Consider the following 19,201-nt stretch of genomic DNA (forward strand, 5'->3'; position numbering starts at 1 on the left):
ACATAAAATCAATAAAAAAGTCTAACTGATAATTTTTCAGTTAGACTTTTTCTTGTAGTAAAATAAAATTATTTCAAATTTTCTTAATCACAATCATATTGGTATTGCGAATTTGAAACAATTGTAGTTCCACCTGCAATGATTGTAGCAACACTAGTGCGCAATAAACCTCTTGCATCAATCGTGTTATTTACTCCACCTATACTTGTTCCACTTCCGTCAGTAGATTCAGTTTTTATAAGCTGACAATCTTGATATGTAAGTATATCTCTTTGAGTAAGAGTACCGTTTGCGTCAAAAGTTTCATTAAGTTGTGGAAAACTTCCATCAATAGCTAAGAAGTTAGAAAAAACTGTGTAACCAGTTAAAGTACCTGCTGCAGTATAACTTTCTGTACGAACTAAACGATTATTTGCATCATAATTATCAATCGTATAATCTGTAAGAGTTCCTGCTGCATCATAGTTATTTCCTCTTACAGTTTGATTATTGTTGCTATACTCAAATTCAGTATAATTTTGTAAAGTACCTCCAAGTTTTGTTTCTGTTCTTGTCTTCATTCCTTGTGCGTCATATTGGAAGCTTGTAACCAAATTTCCTGCAATACTAGCTGTAGTAATAGAAGAAATTAGCTTAGTTCCATTTACTGTTGTGTACGCATATGTTACAGTAGTTGTAAATCCAGATGAAGTTGTTGTTGTTTTCTCTATATAACATTCAGGCAAGTTACAAGGATTTGTATTTCCACCACCACCTCCAGATGCTGGGGCTATCGTTATGCTTGTTGTTGTTTCACTTGTTCCTGTCGAATTAGAAACTACTAATTTTACATTAGCTACACCATCTGTATCAAAAGTAAATTTTGGATTTTCTTCTGTCGAACTAAAGCTTGTTCCTTCTGCCGACCATTGGTAAGAAGTTGCATTTGTACTCTCATTTGTAAAACTTACTTCTTCTCCTGCCTTTGGATTTTCTGGCGAAAAGCTAAACGCTGCAACTGGTGCTGGTGTTGATGCTGTTACCGTGATTTTGTTAGTAACTTCATTTGTTCCACCTTCTCCTGTCGCTACTAATTTTACATTAATTTCTCCTGCTGCATCAAAAGTAAATTTCGGATTTTCTTCTGTTGAACTAAAACTTGTTCCTTCTGCTGACCACTGATAAGAAGTTGCATTCGTACTCTCATTTGTAAAAGTTACCTCTTCTCCTGTTTGTGGACTAGTTGGCGAGAAACTAAACGCTGCAACGGGTGGAGTTTGTACGACTTCACTTACTGTAATTTTTTGAGTAGTTTCATTTGTTCCACCTTCTCCTGTGGCTACTAATTTTACATCAATTTCTCCTGCTGTATCAAAAGTAAATTTCGGATTTTCTTCTGTCGAACTAAAACTTGTTCCTTCTGCTGACCATTGATAAGAAGTTGCATTTGTACTTTCATTTGTAAAAGTTACCTCTTCTCCTGCTTCTGGACTGGTTGGCGAGAAGCTAAAAGCTGCAACTGGCGCAGGAGCAGTAACATCAGCTGGAGCAATACTAATTGGTCTAGTGGCTGTAACACTTCCACCTTCTCCTGTGGCTACTAGTTGTACTTCAAAATCGCCTTCTTCTGTAAAAGTAAATGTTGGGTTTTTTTCAGTAGAGCTAAAACTTGTTCCTGCTGCTGACCAAGCAAAAGAAGTTGCATTTGTACTTGTCGTAGTAAAAGTAACAGCTTCGTTTACTTTCGGACTAACAGGGGCAAATGAAAATTCGACCGTAGGAGCTGCTGGGGTTTCTTCTTCTTCGTCCTTTTTAGAACAGCCTACAATAAAGGAGAGCAAAATAAAGGAAAAAAATATTCCTTTTAGGGTCGTTAAAAAATGGTTTGATTTCATAAAAATAGATTTATTTTTAAAAGGTAAATTTGAATAATGCCTATATCGTATAAGAGTAATATAGAGGAGGTAATTAGTTTTTCATTATTTCTAATTCTACGAAAAACGGAATAAAAATGTTTTAAAGGCTCTATTAGCAAAGAAAGAGAATGATTTTTATGCTATATCAGAAAATTTAATTAAGATTCAATTCAAAATTCTCAAATTCTGTGTATCTTCGATAAAAATTTGATTTTAACTTGTTTTTGTTCTACTTTTTCTTTAAAAATGACTAGCTCTTTTACTGATTCTACACTACTTGAATGTACTTCTGTTTCTGAATTGCCAGAAATAGCTCAAAAAATTATTGATATAGCAAATAAATTAAATACACGTATTTGGATATTAGAAGGAGATTTGGGAGCAGGAAAAACTACTTTTACAAAAGCTGCTTGTGAAGTATTAGGCGTAAATGAAACGGTTAGTAGTCCTACTTTTGCACTTATAAATGAATATGAAGGAAACTATTCTACAAGTGATAATAAAGATGCTCAACTGATTTATCATTGTGATTTTTATAGAATCAATAACCCTAATGAAGTTTTGGAGTTAGGAATAGAAGAATACTTTGAAAAAGCAGAAGAAAATGGCAATTATTGTTTTATAGAATGGGCTTCCAAAATAGAGCCTTTTTTACCAAAAGAATATTTGCAGATAGATATAGAAGTAAATCAAATAACTGATTCACGTATTTTTAAGATAAGTATAGAAAAGTAATTTTATCAGATAAGAGTTTGGTAAAAAATAATACCAATTTCTTTCAAGCAACGAGTTATTGTTATAATTCGTAATTGGCTTTGCCTCTTTGGCAGGTCATAATTTTTAATTGACTTCGTCGCTTTGACAGGTCGTAATTGTTCCGTAGTTTATGAGTCAAGACGATGCCATCAAAAAATTAGTACAACAGTACGAGTATTATCAACCTCAAGAAATGCTTGCCAAAGTGCGTGAGCGCAATCAACAACTCACTATCGGAATCCCAAAGGAAACCAATCAAGATGAGTTTAGGGTGGCGATGCGTCCAGAAGCTGTTCGTTTGTTGGTAGCTAACGGACACGAAGTAGTGATAGAAACAGGTGCAGGTGAAAAGTGTAAATATACAGACCACGAATATAGTGATGCAGGAGCGCAAATAAAATATTCTACGAAAGAGGTTTTTCAATCCGAAATTGTTTTGAAAGTTGCGCCTCCTACATTGAAAGAGCTAGAAGAAATGCAAGGAAGAAAAACACTTATTTCGACGCTTCATTTAGCCAATGTAACACCTGAATATCTTCACGCTATTAATCGTAAAAAAATTACGGCTATTGCTTATGAAATGCTTCAAGACAAAGAGGGTGGTCTGCCTGTCGTGCGTTCGATGAGTGAAATTGCAGGAAGTACCGTTATGCTTATTGCAGCAGAATATTTGAGTAGTGCAAACGAAGGACAAGGAATTATTTTAGGAGGAATTACAGGAGTTGCGCCTACGAATGTGGTTGTTTTGGGTTCGGGAACAGTTGGAGAATATGCAGCCAGAACAGCTTTAGGGCTCGGAGCAAGTGTAAAAGTATTTGATAGTAGTGTTCCGATGCTTCGTAGAATAAAATATAACCTTTTGCAGCCTCACCTTTCTACCTCTATTTTTGATTTGGGAACGTTAAAGTCTGCCTTAGAAGAAGCTGATGTAGTAGTGGGAGCAATCCGACCAGAAAATGGAAGAACACCGTCGGTAGTTACTGAAGAAATGGTATCACGTATGAAACCAAATTCTATAATTATTGATGTCAGCATTGATTATGGAGGATGTATCGAAACTTCTGAAACAACTTCTCATCACAAACCTACGTACAAAAAATATGATGTAATTCATTACTGTGTTCCAAATATTCCTTCTCGTGTAGCAAGAACAGCAACAAATGCACTAAGTAATATTTTTGCGCCATTGCTTTTACGAGCTGGAGAGCTGGGAAGTATAGAAGAAATGATTTATGCTGATATGGGTTTTGCAAAAGGAGTATATAGTTATCAAGGAGGTCTGACAAATCAACATCTAAGTAAAAAATTCAATATGCGCTTTAAAGATCTTAGTCTGATTGCAGCAGCAAAAAAAGGACTTTAATTCAGTTACCTATTGAATGTAGTTTAAAATTTGTATTTTCCGTAATCCGTAATCCGTAATCAAATATGGCTAATTTTATCAAATCTCTTACTGGTCTTTTGATTGTCCTTTTGTTGGGCTTTGGGTTGTATTATATTACTATCAGAAAAGATACAAAAGAGTTATTACAACCTAGAGAAACCGTTACAGAAACAAACTTCAAAACTGTTTTGGAAGAAGTAGAGGGGTTAGGAAAGTTAGAACTTGTAAAGTATAATTTTAAAGATGTTGTAGAGCATAAGCAAAAGCACGGATATAGTTCTGTTTTAGATTCAAGAGTTTTATTGATTGTAGCTGCCGAAGCTGTTGGTTGTATGGATTTGACACGCATAAAAAGTGAAGATATTACCGAAGTAGGAGATTCTGTCTATGTTCATTTACCTGCTCCTGAATTATGTTATTACAAAATAGACCATCAAAAATCTAAAGTCTATGATTCTGAATCAGTGCCTTTTATTGGAGATGATAATTTGGTAGGAGAAGCCTTTGCAAAAGCCGAAAAACAAATAGAAAAAGCAGCCTTAGAATCTGGAATACTCATTCAGACACAAGCAATGGCACAAACGATGCTCAAACCTCTTTTAGAAAACCTTACTAAAAAAACTGTTTTTCTAACCTTTGAGCCTATTTCTATGAGTGAAGAAGAAAATTTAGAGAATAAAACAAGTATTCAAGACAAAAGGCAAGAGAAGAATATCTTGAATAACCCAACCACAATTCAATCAAAAACTTTAGATAAAGAGTAAGCAAAAAAATAGCTAAAGAAATTTTTTCAAAATTCGATACAATAAAACAAAGAACTTCCGTTATAAGGGTGTAACTACAAAATACCTCATGAGATTATTTATTCAAAAATGAATTTCTATTTTGTAATTCTTTTAATCTAAAAAAAACAATTTAACTTTTATAGCAATGAAAAAATCAACAAAAACAATTTTGTGGGCTGGACTTTCTATGTCTTTATTTTCTTCTCTTTTTATAACTTCATTTTCGAAGGCACAAGAATATGGAAATTATGCAAACGATGGTTACAATCATAATTCGGTTCGTCCCGTTCATGAGTCTCATATTATGTATCAAAAAAGTGTTTGGCACAGAATTTCATTAAAACAAAAACAAAACCGTCCGTTTTTTGCAGCAGGGAATGAAATTACAGGACTTATCATTGATGCTGTAAAACTTGGCATTATTCGCCCTTACAAAAATGATTCGCTAAAAACTCGTATGAGTCAAGAAGAGTTTTTGAGTAATATTCAAATTCCTAGTGATGAAATACAGTATAATGATATAGAAGAAGATATTTTTATTCAAGAAAATAATTCTGTGTGGGATGACGGTACAGGTTGGGGAACAGAAGAGGAAGAAGGAGTAGAAGCACAAGAATTTTATGCTAATCAACTCTATACGTTAGAAATGAAAACAAGCGTATTTTTTGATAAAACACGCAGCCGAATGATAAATGATATTCAAACAATTAGTATTATTATTCCTGCCGAAATGAACCCAGCGACAGGACTAGAAAAAACCATTGCTACGTTCTCTTATAAAGAATTAGTGCAGAATCTTTTCAGAGATAACTCTTCAGCTATTTATTATAATGAAAGAAACAATCAAGCACACCGAAACTTAGAAGAAGCCTTTGATTTGATGCTTGTAAATGGAACACTTATAAAATATGCCAACGGAAAAGACGAGCATATTATGGATATGTATGACGACCAACGTGAAGCTCTTTTGGCTTCTCAAAACTATCAAGCAAATATGATAGAATATGAAAGTAACTTGTGGGAAAATTAATGTATTTAGACCCTTAGGAATAATTACGAATCCTGCCGTTGTTGGTGTTTTAGCGATAACAACACCAACAACCACTAATCTTGTAACAACCAATTATGAAAAAGCTATTTTATAATCCTTTTACTCCATTACTTGTCTTACTTTTTGTGAGTACAAGTAATTTTTGCTTAGCTCAAAGCGCATTAAGTCCAGAAACACGCCCAAATGAAACAGCCATTGGAATCGAAAAACCAAAAACAGAAAAGATTATTCAAGATGAAATAAATCCTTTTTCATTGCGCCCAATTCCGAAATCACATATTGCTTTTCAAAAATCGATTTGGTTACAAGTTTCCTTGAAGCAGAAATCTAATTTACCTCTTTGGTATGCTGGTCATGAATTATCCAAATTTTTGATAGAAAATGCTTTAAATGGAAAAATCACGCCTTATAGAGATGATAAATTAGAAAGTGTTCTATCAAAAAATGACCTTTTAGAGAGTTTGAAAGTAGAAGAAACAGCTAAACTTGCATTTAACTCTGATAACTTTAAAGAAAATGATTCAATACAAAAACTAATTGATTTTTCAGAGCTTTCTATTTTAGAGATAAAAGAAGATTATATTTTGGATATTCAGCATTCAAGAATGATTCATGATGTACTTGCTTTTACACTCATTCTTCCTGCAAATAAAAATAGATTTAGACAAAAAATAGTTTCTTTTTCTTATAAAGAAATTATAGAAAAATTATATCGTCCACTTCAAGAAGATTATGTAGTCATAGAAACTACCAAAAGTAATGGACATATTCCCAATTTAGAAACGCTTATTGACTCTCGTTTTTTTCATGGATATATTGTCAAGTACGATAATTTTAAAGGTGAATATTTTGAAGACCAATATGATGGAAAAAGAGAGGCATTTATAAAATGTATGCAATACCACGAGAAACTGATAGAGTTTGAGAGCTGTTTATGGACTTATTGATTTATTATTTTTCTAATTATTAGGTTTTATGATAAGTTGGATAAAAGACTTTAATATCTGAATTTGTACGGAGAAAAATAATTATTTATCGAAGTTGTTTAAGAATGCAGTTTTTTCCTTAGAATTATGTTTGTAAACCCAATTCTAAGGAAAAAAAACTAGCCTTTGTTGGTGTTTTAGCGTAGCGACACCAACAAATACACAAACCTATTCTTAAACAACTTCATCAATTAAAAAACTAATAATGAATCATCACAATCAAGAATATTGGATAGAAAAATTAAACCTACAAGCTCATCCCGAGGGAGGTTATTATGCAGAAAATTATCGTGCTGATGGAGTTATTCCCAAAAGTTCATTATCCGAAAAATTTGCTGGTAATTGTTCATATAGTACAGCTATTTACTTTTTACTTACAGGTTCTACTTTTTCAGCTTTTCATCGTATAGCTTCTGATGAGCTTTGGCATTTTTATGATGGAGACCCACTTTCTATTTTCTATTTTGATGATTTGGGCAATCTTCATGAAAAAGTATTAGGCATAGATATCGATAAAAATCAATTTCCACAAATTATTATTCCCGCTGGAGTTTGGTTTGCTTCACGTTGTCAGAACCCAAATGGATTTACACTATCAGGCTGTACGGTCGCCCCTGGTTTTGATTTTGAAGATTTTGAATTAGCATATTCTAATCAGTTATCCAAAAAATATCCAAAACACAGAGAGTTGATTGAAGAATTGACACGACAGTAAAAAAATCAAACTGACCTAAAGTCATTTAACTATATCTCTAAATTGTACCTTATTCTATCAAAAAAATAGAGCTTAACGAGCAGTTTATTCTTAAATAAAAGTCTTTTACAGAATTAATTCATAAATTTTTAAAAAAAAATCGATTTTTTTTCACTTTTCCCTAACATTATTCGTCGTGCATACGTTTATTTTATTAAATTTGTCAGAATAGTATGCAAGCATACAAATAAATTTCTGTTTTGATTTATTATCATACCAAATTCATAATGAGTTGGTTAAACATAAATTTTAAACAAAAAATTATTGAACCACAGTATGTAAAGTCATACAAAAAAATAATATACTATAAACTATTTTAAAAATTCATTCTGTTCACTTACGCAAAAGAAGATAAGATAAATAGAAGAGTTTTTATTACCTAAACAAATAATATATGTCACAAGTAGCAGAACAAGAAGCATTGAAAGAAGCCCTAAGAGGTGGAGAGTTTTTAATTAAGGAAACAAAAGCAGAAGATATTTTTATCCCTGAAGAATTTTCAGAGGAGCAGCAAATGATGGCGAAAGCTACTGATGATTTTGTAGATATGGAAATTACTCCTATCGCAGAGAAAATCGACAAAATGCAAGACCCAGAGCTTATGCCTTCTCTTCTAACTAAAGCTGGAGAGCTTGGTCTTTTAGGAATTGGTGTTCCAGAAGAATTGGATGGGCTTGGAATGAGTTTTAATACAACGATGCTTATTGCTGATGTTGTAGGTTCGGCAGGTTCATTCTCAACAGCATATGGAGCGCATACAGGAATTGGAACACTTCCAATCTTATATTATGGTAATGAAGAGCAAAAGAAAAAATATATTCCTAAACTTGCAACAGGCGAGTGGAAAGCATGTTATTGTTTGACTGAGCCAGATGCAGGTTCGGATGCAAACTCTGGAAAAACAAAAGCCGTTTTGTCAGAAGATGGAAAATCGTATTCTATCACAGGACAAAAAATGTGGATAACAAACGGTGGTTTTGCTGATGTTCTTATTGTATTTGCTCGTATTGAAGATGACAAAAACCTTACGGCATTTATTGTAGAGCGTGGTTACAATGGAATCACAATGAATGAAGAAGAGCAAAAATTAGGTATCAAAGGTTCTTCTACTCGTCAAGTATTCTTTAATGATACAGTTGTTCCTGTTGAAAATATGCTTTCTGAGCGTGGCAACGGTTTCAAAATTGCTGTAAACATCTTGAATATTGGTCGTATCAAATTAGGCGCAGGTGTTCTTAATGGTTGTCGTCAAGTAATTCGTCATTCAGTTCGTTATGGTAACGAGCGTAAGCAGTTTAATACTCCTATTTCTTCTTTTGGAGCAATTAAGTATAAATTAGCAGAAATGACAGCTCGTAATTACGCAACTGAATCATTGTGTTATGCAGCTGGTCAAGATGTTGATGATCGTATTACATACTTGAGAAATTCAGGAATGGATGCAGCAGAATCTAAGTTGAAAGGTGTAGAAGAGTTTGCTATCGAATGTGCAATTGCCAAAGTTCACGGTTCAGAAACACTTGACTATTGTGTAGATGAAGGCGTTCAGATTTATGGTGGTATGGGCTTCTCAGAAGATGCTCCTATGGCTCGTGCGTATCGTGATGCACGTATTGCACGTATCTATGAAGGTACGAACGAAATTAATCGTATGCTTTTGGTAGGAATGATTTTGAAACGTGCAATGAAAGGCGATTTGGATATTCTCTCTCATGCAAAAGCAGTAGGAAAAGAGCTTCTTCAAATGCCTACTCCTGCAAATATTGACCGTACAGAAGCATTTGCTTCAGAAAAAGAGCTTATCGCTCGTATGAAAAAAGCTGTTTTGATGGTAGCTGGAAAAGCTGCTCAAACATTTGGTGCTAAACTCAATGACGAGCAAATCTTGCTTATGGCAGTTGCTGATATGATTATTGAAGTATATGCAGCAGAAACTTCTATTATGCGTGCTGAAAAATTAGTTAAGCATCACGGTGAAAGTGCTGACGGAGTAAAAGCAAAACTAGCTAAATTGTATCTTCAATTAGCAGTAAATAAATTAGAAGCAAAAGGACGTGAAGCAATTTCTTGTTTCGTAAAAGGCGATGAAATGCGTGTTCTTTTGATGGGCTTAAAGCGTTTTACTAAGCACGAACCAATCAATCAGCGTGAACTTCGTCATGAAATTGCTGATATGATGATTGAGAAAAATGATTATGCTTACAAACTTTGGTCATAAGTCAATTATAGAATTAGTTTGTAATTCTACATAAATTAAAAGCCTTATAGGATTTCTTTTATAGAAATTTTATAAGGCTTTTTTATGTTTGTTAGACAGTAGTCTATTTCTTGTTAGATTTTATTTAATTTTTATTTCATTCACTTCTACCTTCTAAAATCAGATTTTTAAATTGGTTTTACTCTCCCACCATCACAAAAGCACCCCAGTAATAGGGTTCTGAATATTTCTCTTTTAATTTCAGTTGAGCAATCTTAAAGGCTTCACGTTTTGATTTTCCCTCCAAGAGGTTTTTATAGAAAGTAACCATCAAAAGCTGTGTAGCATCATCGCTTACTTTCCAAAGCGACATGATAAGCGTTTTTGCACCTGCTTGACGAAAGGCTCTTTGCAGCCCAAAAACTCCTTCTCCATTCTCTATATCTCCTAACCCTGTTTCACATGCTGATAAAATGACTAATTCTGTTTCGTCAAGATTAAGATTCATAGCCTCTTCAGCTGATAAAATACCATCTTCTTTTCCTACTTGTGGATTCTGACAACCTGCCAACAAAAGACCACTTCTAAGAAAAGGATTTTTCAAAAGGTTTCTATCTTCTGCTTCTTGCATGGTTGTTACTTCGCTTTCTGGAATTTGATTGATGAAAAAACCATGTGTAGCGATATGTAAAATAGTTGGGTTTTCCAATTCTTTGATGTTGTCTTCGGTTGCTTCTTTGTTTTGTAGAAGTGTCGTTTTTACATTCTTCTTAGCAAATAAATCATTGATTTGATTGGTTTCTACTTTTGTTCCCTCCAAAATAGGAACGACTGTTTGCTGCCCTACTACACGTTGCAAACCGTTCAGGCTTCGGTCTTCTCCATTTATTTTTAAAGTATCTTTTCCATTGAGGTTGTAAGCAGGATAACCCAATAAATAGGTTTTGTATGCTGCAAAGTTTTTACTTAAATCAATATTTTTAATTCCTTTTTCTTTGCGTTCTATCAAATCTCTACTACTTGTGATAAGCTGAATGTTTTGTTCTTCTACCAAAAACTCCTTTGTTTTTGGATTTTTGAGTGTATTGAGATTGATTTTGTGATAGATTCCGTCAGGTGAAAAATAGATTTTGGAATAACCGTTTTTTGAAAGATCATCTAATTTGTCTTGAATCGGTTTCCAATATTGATTGTATGATTCTTCATCTTCCAATTGAAAATCAATATTATTTTGATAGAAAGATAATGCATCATTTTCTAGTTCGTTTCCGTTTTCTAAAGCTAGAAGCTCTGGACTTACTTTTGTTTTATCTGTAATGATGAGAGCAACATACACCGTATCTGGGTTTTGGGCAACATCTCTTTTTTCTAATCTAATTATTTCAATAGTAGCCTCATTTTTATCAAGAGAGTTTTTCACATCTTTCCAAGTGTATTCTTTTTGGTCTGTATTTGATTTGAATAACTCTGACTTTTTAGAAACCTCTCTTTCTAATTCATTGATTTGAGAAGCCATTTCTATTAAATTAATACTACTATCTCGCTCACTAATTGGAGCTTGAATAAGTGAGATGTAATCTGTTTTTTTTGTTTTCCACTCTTCATATTGATTTATCAAAACAGAATCCTTGCTATTCAAAATCTGTTCCTTCATCTTTTGAGTAGAAGAGAATATTATTCCTTTTGTAAACAATTGATAGTTAAAAAGGTCTTGACTTATTTTTTTATTTTGAGGGTAGTATTTGGTAGCAAAATTTGTAAAATTTGAAAAAAGGAAACTAATACTAGAAAAATAGGCTTCTTTTTCACTTTCAGATAATGTTGGAAATGATAGCTGTATTTGTTCTTTTTTATTTTGTATTACTTCTTTATATAAAGGTTCTGCTTTTTGATACAATTTTTGTGTAAAATACAGGATAGCTAAATTATTATAGGAATCAGCGTAATCAGGATGCTCTTTTCCTAATGTTTTTTCTATTACCTCTTTCGCTTCTATATATAAAGGTTCTGCTTTTTGATACAAACCTTGGTTAAGATATAAAATAGCTAAATTAGTGCAAGAACTGGCATATTCAGGATGCTCTTTTCCTAATGTTTTTTCTCTTATATTTTTAGCCTCTAAATTTAAAGCCTCTGCTTTTTGATATAATTCTTGTTTCTCTCCATACAAAACAGCTAAATTATTACAAGATATAGCATATTCAGGATGTTCTTTTCCTAATGTTTTTTCTCGTATATTTTTAGCTTCTATAAATAAGAGTTCTGCTTTTTCATAAAAACCTTGTTTATAATATATGGCAGCCAAGTTATTACAGACTATAGCATAAGCATAATGCTCTTTTCCTAGTAATTTTTCTATTATTTCTCCAGTTTCTATGTATAAAGGTTCTGCTTTTTGATACAAACCTTGAGAAACATACACACTAGCCAAATTACCAGTTATACGAGCATATTCAAAATTTTTATTTCCTAGTATTTTTTCTTGTAAGTCTTTCGCTTCTAACCAAAGAGGTTCAGTTTTTTTGTAATTTCCTTGATAATAATATAAAACTCCTAATTCTTTACAAGAAACAATATACAAACTATCTTTTCCATTTTGTTTTTTGGCTACTTGAAGAGCTTTTTTGAGATAAACTTTTGATTTATCTAATTCATACTTCTCTCTTAATTCCTTACCAATACTATCCAATTCTTTCCAAGAAAGGCTTTCTAAAATAGTATTTAAGCTATCCAAACGGTTTTGGTCTTCTTTATTTTGACTGTAAGAAGGAAAGCTAATCAGAAGAGATAAAAATAAAAGGAGCGTGAACAAAAATACAGACTTCATAATGATATAATTTTGTAGCGTTTGATTATTAAATTGATTGAATCAACAATAACGAATATTCACAAACCAATACCTAAAAAAGCATATAGACAAAGTATAGACAAACACAAACTAAGGTAAACAATCACTCTCCCACCATCACAAAAGCACCCCAATAATAAGGCTCACTATATTTTTCTTTGAGTTTTAGTTGAGCAATTTTGAAGGCTTCACGTTTTGATTTTCCACTCAAAAATTCTTCATAAAAAGTAACCATCAAAAGCTGTGTAGCTTCATCACTTACCTTCCAAAGCGACATAATAAGCGTTTTTGCACCTGCTTGACGGAATGCTCGTTGAAGTCCGTAAACTCCCTCCCCATTCTGGATATCTCCCAAACCAGTTTCACAAGCTGACAGAACTACTAATTCTGTTCGTTCAAGATTGAGGTTCATTGCTTCCTCTGCTGATAAAATTCCGTCTTCTTGTCCTGTTTGTGGATTTTGACAACCTGCTAATAAAAGACCACTTCTAAGGAAAGGATTTTTCAAAAGGTTTCTATCTTCAGCCTTTTGTATTGTGGTTACTTTGTCCTCTGGAATTTGATGGATGAAAAAGCCGTGTGTTGCGATATGTAGAATAGCAGGATTTTGAAGAGCTTTTATGTTTTCTTCCGTCGCCTCATTATTTTGAAAAAGTGTCGTAGAAATTGTTTTGTTTTTAAATAAGCTATTGATTTGATTGGTTTCTACTTTTGTGCCTTCCAAAACAGGAATGACAGTTTGTTGTCCGATAATGCGTTGTAAACCATTCAGACTTCGGTCTTCTCCATTTACTTTTAGCGTGTCTTTTCCATTTAAGTTATAAGCAGGATAACCCAACAAATAGGTTTTGTATGCTGCAAAGTTTTTACTCAAATCAATATTTTTAATTCCTTTTTCTTTGCGCTCTATCAAATCTCTACTACTTGTGATAAGCTGAATGTTTTGTTCTTCTACCAAAAATCCCTTTCTTTTTAGATTTTTGAGTGTATTGAGGTTGATTTTATGATAAATTCCATCAGGCGAAAAATATATTTTTGAATAGCCTTTTTTAGAAAGGTTATTTAATTTATCTTGAATCGGTTTCCAATACTGATTGTATGATTCCTCATCTTCTAATTGAAAATTAATATTGTTTTGATAAAAATAAAAGGCTTCTTTTTCTAATTCTGTACCATTTTCTATTACTAATATTTCAGGTTGATTTTTTGTTTCTTTAGAAATAATCAAGGCAACATAAACGGTATCTTCGATTTTGCTTTTATCATCTTTGCGTTTTAGACGTATAAGCTCTACAACAGCTTCATTTTTTGCTAAGTTTTTCTGAACATCTCTCCACGTATATTCTTTTTGAGTGGTATTTTTGAATAGTTCTGATTTTTTAGAAATTTTTCTTTCTAATTCATTGATTTGACTTGCTACTTTTATCAAATCGAATGTACTATCTCTTTTGTTGATAGGCGTTTGGAGTAGAGAGAGATAATTTGTTTTTTGTTCTTTCCAATCTTCATATTGGTTTATTAAGCTAGAATCGTTACTACTTAGAATTTGTTTTTTCATTTTTTGAGTAGAAGAAAAAACAATTCCTTTCGTAAATAATTGCTGATTAAAAAGGTTTTCACTAATGCTTTTGTCTTGAGGGTAGTAGGTAATAGCAAAATTTATAAAATCAGTAAAAAAATAATCAATAGTAGAGAAATAGCTTTGCTTTTCCACTTCTGAAAGTGTAGGAAACAGGTTTGTTATTTGATTTTTTTTATTTTCTAAAGCTTCCTTATATAGAAATTTTGATTTTTTATACTCATTTGTATTACGATATAACCTAGCTAAATTGAGACAAGAAATTGCATAATCAGGGTGCTGTTTTCCAAGTGTTTGTTCTCTAATATTTTTTGCTTCTAAAAATAGAGCTTCAGCTTTATTATACGAGCCTTTGGAGTAATACAGTGTGCCTAAATTATCACAAGAAGTTGCATAGCCATCGTTTTGCTTACCAAGGCTATTTTCTCTAATTTTTTTAGCCTCCAAAAAAAGATTTTCTGCTTTATCATACAAGTTTAATTTGTGATATACTTGAGCTAAATTCTCACAAGAACTGGCATAATTAGGATGCTTGTTTCCTACAATATTTTCTTTTATATTTTTTGCGTTAATATGTGATTTTTCGGCTTTATCGTAAAATTTCTGTTCGTAATATACACTTGCTAAGTTTTCACAGAAGGCAGCATATCTCATATTATTCTTGCCTACAATACTTCCAAGTCCTTCTATAAATAATAGCTCTGCCTTTTGATACAATCCTTGACTTGCATACAAAATGGCTAAGTTGTTACAAGAAAAAGCGTAGAGATAGTGTTCTTTGCCAAGCACATTTGCTCTTATGTTTTTGGCTTCGATATATAATTGTTCTGCTTCATAATACAACCCTTTCATATTATACAAAATGGCTAAGTTATTACAAGAACTTGCATATTCTTTGTTTTCCTTTCCAAGTGTTTTTTCTTGTATATTTTTAGCCTCAAGATACAGAGGCTCGGCTTTATCATACAAGCCTTTGTATCTGTATAAACTGCCTAGTTGATTGCAAACATAAGCATAGTCAGGGTGCTGTTTTCCAAATAATTGTTCTTGTATATTTTTAGCTTCAATATATAGGTTTTCTGATTTTTGATACTCTCCTTTTCGTCTATACAAAACAGCTAACTTGCTACAAGAACTGGCATAATCTGGATGCTGTGTTCCGAATATTTTCTCTCGTACTTCTTTGCTTTCTATGAGAAAACTTTCGGCTTGTTCATAATTACCTTGAGAAGAAAAAACAGCACCTAATTCTGTACAAGAAACAGCATAGGTACTATCTTTTCCATTTTTATTTTCTGCTACTTCTACTGCTTTTTGTAGATATATTTCTGCCTCTTCTAAGTGCTGTTTGTTTTTCAAATCTCTACCAACACTATCTAATTGCTGCCAAGATAAATTCTTTAAAGTAGCCTTTAGGCTATCTAAATTGATAGTGTCTTGGGCTTTCAAAGAACTAAAGCAACCCAAACAAATAGTAAAAATGAATATAAATAATTTCATGACAAGTTAAGTGTGTAAAGTAGAAGGTATCATCAAAAAACTAATGTACATATATTTTGCCAAATGCTCAATAATGTCTTACTCTCCCACCATCACAAAAGCTCCCCAGTAATAAGGCTCACTATATTTTTCTTTCAATTTCAGTTGAGCAATTTTGAAGGCTTCTCGTTTTGATTTTCCACTTAAAAACTCTTCATAAAAAGTAACCATCAAAAGCTGTGTAGCCTCATCACTTACTTTCCAAAGCGACATAATAAGCGTTTTTGCACCTGCTTGTCGAAAAGCTCGTTGAAGTCCATAAACTCCTTCTCCACTTTGAATATCTCCCAAACCAGTTTCACAAGCTGATGCTACTACAAGTTCTGTCTTATCTAAATTTAGATTCATAACTTCTTGAGCAGATAAAATTCCGTCTTCTTCTCCTATTTGTGGATTTTGACAACCTGCTAATAAAAGACCACTTCTAAGAAATGGGTTTTTCATAAGGTTTCTGTCTTCGGCTTCTTGTACTGTCGTAACTTTTTCACTCTGTGTATCTTCACTAATAAAAAAACCGTGCGTAGCTAGATGTAAAATGGTTGGGTTTTGTAGAGATTTTATGTTTTCTTCTGTGGCTTCTGTATTTTGAAAAAGCGTAACAGCAATTTCGTTTTTAGAAAATAACTCATGAATTTGATTAGTTTCTGTTTTTGTTCCCTCCAAAACAGGTACAATAGTTTGCTGACCTACGATGCGTTGCAAACCGTTTAGACTCCTGTCTTTTCCACTTCCTTCTGATTTTGTGTTTGGATTTAGATTATAGGCTGGGTAACCCAATAAATAGGCTTTGTAAGTGTTGTAGTTTTTACTCAAATATGTGTTTTTTTCTCCCTTTTGTTTCAATAAATCTCTACTGCTTGTGATGAGCTGAATGTTCTGTTCTTCTACTAAGTATGTGCCTTTCTTTGGGTTCAGTAGTGTGTTTATATTAATTTTATGATAAATTCCATCAGGCGAAAAATAGATTTTTGCATAACTATTTTGATTTGAAAGGCTAGAAAGACTGTCTAATTTGTCTTGAATTGGCTTCCAATATTGATTGTAAGATTCATTATCTTCTAACTGAAATTCTATGCTGTTTTGATACAATGAAAGCGCATCGTTTTCAAGCTCTTTCCCATTTTCCAAAATCAATAACTCTGGATAGTCTTTAGTTTCCTTTGAAATAATAAGAGCCACATACAGCGTGTCTATGGCCTTGGCTTTAGAAGTGTACTCCACCAAACGTATTACCTCCACGACAGCTTCATTTTTGGAGAGTTTTTCTTGTACATCTGACCAAGTAAATTTTTTCGTTTGTGTATTTTGCTTGAATAGCTCTGATTTTTTAGAAATTTCTTTTTCCAAATCGTTTATCTGATTAGCCATTTGCTTGATGTCAATATTGTTGTCTCTGTCTTTGATTGGCGTTTGTATAATTTTGACGTATTTCTCTTTTTGCCCTCTCCAATCTTCGTACTGATGTATCAAACTGCTGTCTCCACTATTTAGAATCTGTTTCTTCATTTTTTGAGTAGAAGAAAACAAAATTCCTTTCTTGAACAGCTGTTGATTAAATAATTCTCTGCTTATTTCGGGTTTCTGTTTATAATATTGCGTTATAAAATAATTGGACTTTGAGAAAAAATATTGAATACTGGATAAATACTCTCTCTTCTCCTCTTCAGACATAATAGGAAAAAGTGTTTTTATCTGAGCTATCTTGTTCTCTGTCATCTCCAAATACTGAGATTCTGCTTTCTGATATTCGTTTTGAGAAAAATATACTTGTGCTAAATTCCTACAATAAAGAGCATAGTCAGGGTGCTGTTTTCCATAAGTCTTTTCTATGATTTCTTTTGCTTGTAGATGTAGTTTTTCTGCTTTTTCAAGCAAACCTTGTTCATTATATAAATTGGCTAGATTATTACAAGAGTTGGCGTAGTAAGGATGATTTTTCCCTACTGTTTCAGTGTATATATTTTGTGCTTCTAAATGCAGAGTTTCTGCTTTTTTATATAGACTTTGTTCATAATACAGACTAGCTAAATTATTACACGCACTACCATAATCAAGGTGCTGTTTTCCTTTTAATTCCTCTTCTATATTTTTAGACACTAAATATAGTTGTTCTGCTTTTTGATAGTTTTTTTGAATTTGATACAGATTAGCTAAGTTATTTAGAAGAACTGAATACTTCTTGTCTTGCTTTCCCAGTAACTTTAAATAGATTACTTGAGCTTCTCTATAATGATTTTTCGCCTTTTCATATAAGCCTAAATTTTGATATAGAATCGCCAAATTGTTACACACATCAGCATATTTCTCACTCCTTCTCAGCTTGTTTAGATAAATATCTTTAGCTTCTATATAAAGAGATTCTGCTTTTTGATACAGACCTTGCTCGTCATAAAGCGTAGCCAAATTATGACAAGCACTAGCATAAACTGTGTGTTGGTTTCCGAATTTCTTGAAGTATATATCTTTAACTTTTACAAATAAAGGTTCTGCTTTCTCATACAAACCCTGCTGAAAATATAAAATAGCTAGGTAAACACAGACTTCGGCATATTCTATATGTTCTTCTCCTACTATTTGCTTTTTTATCTCTACTACTTCTAAATATAAAGGTTCTGCTTTTTGATATAACCCCTGCAATTCATACGAACTAGCTAAGTAATTACAAGTTAGAATATAAGTTGGGTGCTGTTTTCCTACTGTTTGTGCGTAATTTTCTTTTACTTCAAAAAAGAGAAGTACTGCTTCTTTGTACATTTTTTGTCTGTAATAGGAAACAGCTAGGTTATAACTGGCTTTAGTATAATTGGGATGTTTTTTTCCAAATTCTTGTGCATATTTACCTCTAATTTCTACATACAAAGGTTCTGCTTTTTGATATTTTCCTTGTGCAAAATACACATCGGCAAGGTTGTTCTGATACGTAGTATATCTTGAATGCTCTCTTCCTACTGCTTCCTCAAATAGTTTGATAGCTTCAATAAAAAGAGGTGCAGCTTTATCATATTGTCCTTGATTTTGATAGACATTAGCTAAATTATTGCAAGAGTTGATATATTCGTAATGATTTTCACCTAATACTTTTTGGCGTACTTCTTTTGCTTCTTGCCAGAGAGGTTCTACTTTAGTAAGTATTCCTTGGTAGTAATAAACTATTCCTAATTCTTCGCACGAAATGGCGTAGAGACTGTCTTTTCCATTTTGATTTTCTGCCACCTCAATAGCTTTTCTGAGGTAAATTTCTGACTTTTTGAATTCATTATTATCACGATATTTTTTGCCAATACTATTTAGCTTATTCCAACTTAAATTTTTCAATGTAGCTTCTAAGCTATCTAAATTGGTAACATTTTGTGCTTTAGTTGAACTGAAAAAGCACAGAAAAATAATCAGAAATATTAAAGTCGTCTTCATAAATAATAGAATAGCA

Annotated in this window: 11 protein-coding genes; 7 read left to right on the top strand and 4 right to left on the bottom strand. The window is 32.6% G+C overall.

What is annotated here, in order from left to right; all coding sequences use genetic code 11:
• Nucleotides 1-83: 83 nt before the first annotated feature.
• Nucleotides 84-1,874 (bottom strand): PKD domain-containing protein, encoded by a 1,791-nt coding sequence (locus WAF17_RS16970; RefSeq protein ID WP_338762133.1) that lies wholly within the window; start codon nt 1,872-1,874, stop codon nt 84-86.
• 267 nt (nt 1,875-2,141) lie between these two features.
• Here WAF17_RS16970 and tsaE point away from each other — a divergent pair, with 267 nt between their 5' ends.
• From tsaE to WAF17_RS17005, 7 genes are all read left to right on the top strand, one after another.
• Nucleotides 2,142-2,630, top strand: a complete 489-nt coding sequence (gene tsaE / locus WAF17_RS16975; RefSeq protein ID WP_338762136.1) for a tRNA (adenosine(37)-N6)-threonylcarbamoyltransferase complex ATPase subunit type 1 TsaE — start codon at nt 2,142-2,144, stop codon at nt 2,628-2,630.
• A 151-nt stretch (nt 2,631-2,781) separates the two neighbouring features.
• On the top strand, nt 2,782-4,014 hold the full coding sequence (locus tag WAF17_RS16980) for an alanine dehydrogenase (protein ID WP_338762139.1): 1,233 nt from the start codon (nt 2,782-2,784) through the stop codon (nt 4,012-4,014).
• A gap of 65 nt (nt 4,015-4,079) precedes the next feature.
• The gene (locus WAF17_RS16985; RefSeq protein ID WP_338762143.1) at nt 4,080-4,799 is read left to right on the top strand and encodes a DUF4230 domain-containing protein; all 720 of its coding nucleotides are present in this window, start codon (nt 4,080-4,082) and stop codon (nt 4,797-4,799) included.
• Nucleotides 4,800-4,965: 166 nt separating this feature from the next.
• Nucleotides 4,966-5,850 (top strand): gliding motility protein GldN, encoded by an 885-nt coding sequence (gene gldN, locus WAF17_RS16990; protein WP_338762145.1) that lies wholly within the window; start codon nt 4,966-4,968, stop codon nt 5,848-5,850.
• Between the two features lie 95 nt (nt 5,851-5,945).
• Nucleotides 5,946-6,818, top strand: coding sequence for a gliding motility protein GldN (gene gldN, locus WAF17_RS16995; RefSeq protein WP_338762147.1), 873 nt, complete (start codon nt 5,946-5,948; stop codon nt 6,816-6,818).
• Nucleotides 6,819-7,062: 244 nt separating this feature from the next.
• Nucleotides 7,063-7,572: a cupin domain-containing protein gene (locus tag WAF17_RS17000; RefSeq protein WP_338762149.1), complete on the top strand. Its 510-nt coding sequence runs from the start codon at nt 7,063-7,065 to the stop codon at nt 7,570-7,572.
• A 433-nt stretch (nt 7,573-8,005) separates the two neighbouring features.
• Nucleotides 8,006-9,829 carry an acyl-CoA dehydrogenase family protein gene (locus WAF17_RS17005; protein WP_338762151.1) on the top strand — a complete coding sequence of 608 codons (1,824 nt, stop codon included), beginning with the start codon at nt 8,006-8,008 and terminating at the stop codon, nt 9,827-9,829.
• A gap of 178 nt (nt 9,830-10,007) precedes the next feature.
• Here the strand turns inward: WAF17_RS17005 and WAF17_RS17010 are convergent, their stop codons facing one another.
• The 3 genes from WAF17_RS17010 to WAF17_RS17020 form a co-directional block, all read right to left on the bottom strand.
• The gene (locus tag WAF17_RS17010) at nt 10,008-12,635 is read right to left on the bottom strand and encodes a CHAT domain-containing tetratricopeptide repeat protein (protein ID WP_338762153.1); all 2,628 of its coding nucleotides are present in this window, start codon (nt 12,633-12,635) and stop codon (nt 10,008-10,010) included.
• A 124-nt stretch (nt 12,636-12,759) separates the two neighbouring features.
• Entirely contained in the window at nt 12,760-15,735 is a 2,976-nt protein-coding gene (locus WAF17_RS17015) for a CHAT domain-containing tetratricopeptide repeat protein (protein WP_338762156.1), read from the bottom strand.
• A 78-nt stretch (nt 15,736-15,813) separates the two neighbouring features.
• Nucleotides 15,814-19,185: a CHAT domain-containing tetratricopeptide repeat protein gene (locus tag WAF17_RS17020; protein WP_338762160.1), complete on the bottom strand. Its 3,372-nt coding sequence runs from the start codon at nt 19,183-19,185 to the stop codon at nt 15,814-15,816.
• Between the last annotated feature and the right edge of the window lie 16 nt (nt 19,186-19,201).

It is taken from the genome of Bernardetia sp. ABR2-2B, from assembly GCF_037126435.1.
Classification (GTDB): domain Bacteria; phylum Bacteroidota; class Bacteroidia; order Cytophagales; family Bernardetiaceae; genus Bernardetia.

Excerpts from the sequence above, each read along its gene's own strand:
- WAF17_RS16980 (WP_338762139.1), top strand. The coding sequence starts at position 2,782 with ATGAGTCAAGACGATGCCATCAAAAAATTAGTACAACAGTACGAGTAT.
- WAF17_RS16970 (WP_338762133.1), bottom strand. The coding sequence starts at position 1,874 with ATGAAATCAAACCATTTTTTAACGACCCTAAAAGGAATATTTTTTTCC.
- WAF17_RS17005 (WP_338762151.1), top strand. The coding sequence starts at position 8,006 with ATGTCACAAGTAGCAGAACAAGAAGCATTGAAAGAAGCCCTAAGAGGT.
- WAF17_RS17020 (WP_338762160.1), bottom strand. The coding sequence starts at position 19,185 with ATGAAGACGACTTTAATATTTCTGATTATTTTTCTGTGCTTTTTCAGT.
- WAF17_RS17010 (WP_338762153.1), bottom strand. The coding sequence starts at position 12,635 with ATGAAGTCTGTATTTTTGTTCACGCTCCTTTTATTTTTATCTCTTCTG.
- WAF17_RS17000 (WP_338762149.1), top strand. The coding sequence starts at position 7,063 with ATGAATCATCACAATCAAGAATATTGGATAGAAAAATTAAACCTACAA.
- WAF17_RS17015 (WP_338762156.1), bottom strand. The coding sequence starts at position 15,735 with ATGAAATTATTTATATTCATTTTTACTATTTGTTTGGGTTGCTTTAGT.
- WAF17_RS16985 (WP_338762143.1), top strand. The coding sequence starts at position 4,080 with ATGGCTAATTTTATCAAATCTCTTACTGGTCTTTTGATTGTCCTTTTG.
- gldN (WP_338762145.1), top strand. The coding sequence starts at position 4,966 with ATGAAAAAATCAACAAAAACAATTTTGTGGGCTGGACTTTCTATGTCT.
- tsaE (WP_338762136.1), top strand. The coding sequence starts at position 2,142 with ATGACTAGCTCTTTTACTGATTCTACACTACTTGAATGTACTTCTGTT.
- gldN (WP_338762147.1), top strand. The coding sequence starts at position 5,946 with ATGAAAAAGCTATTTTATAATCCTTTTACTCCATTACTTGTCTTACTT.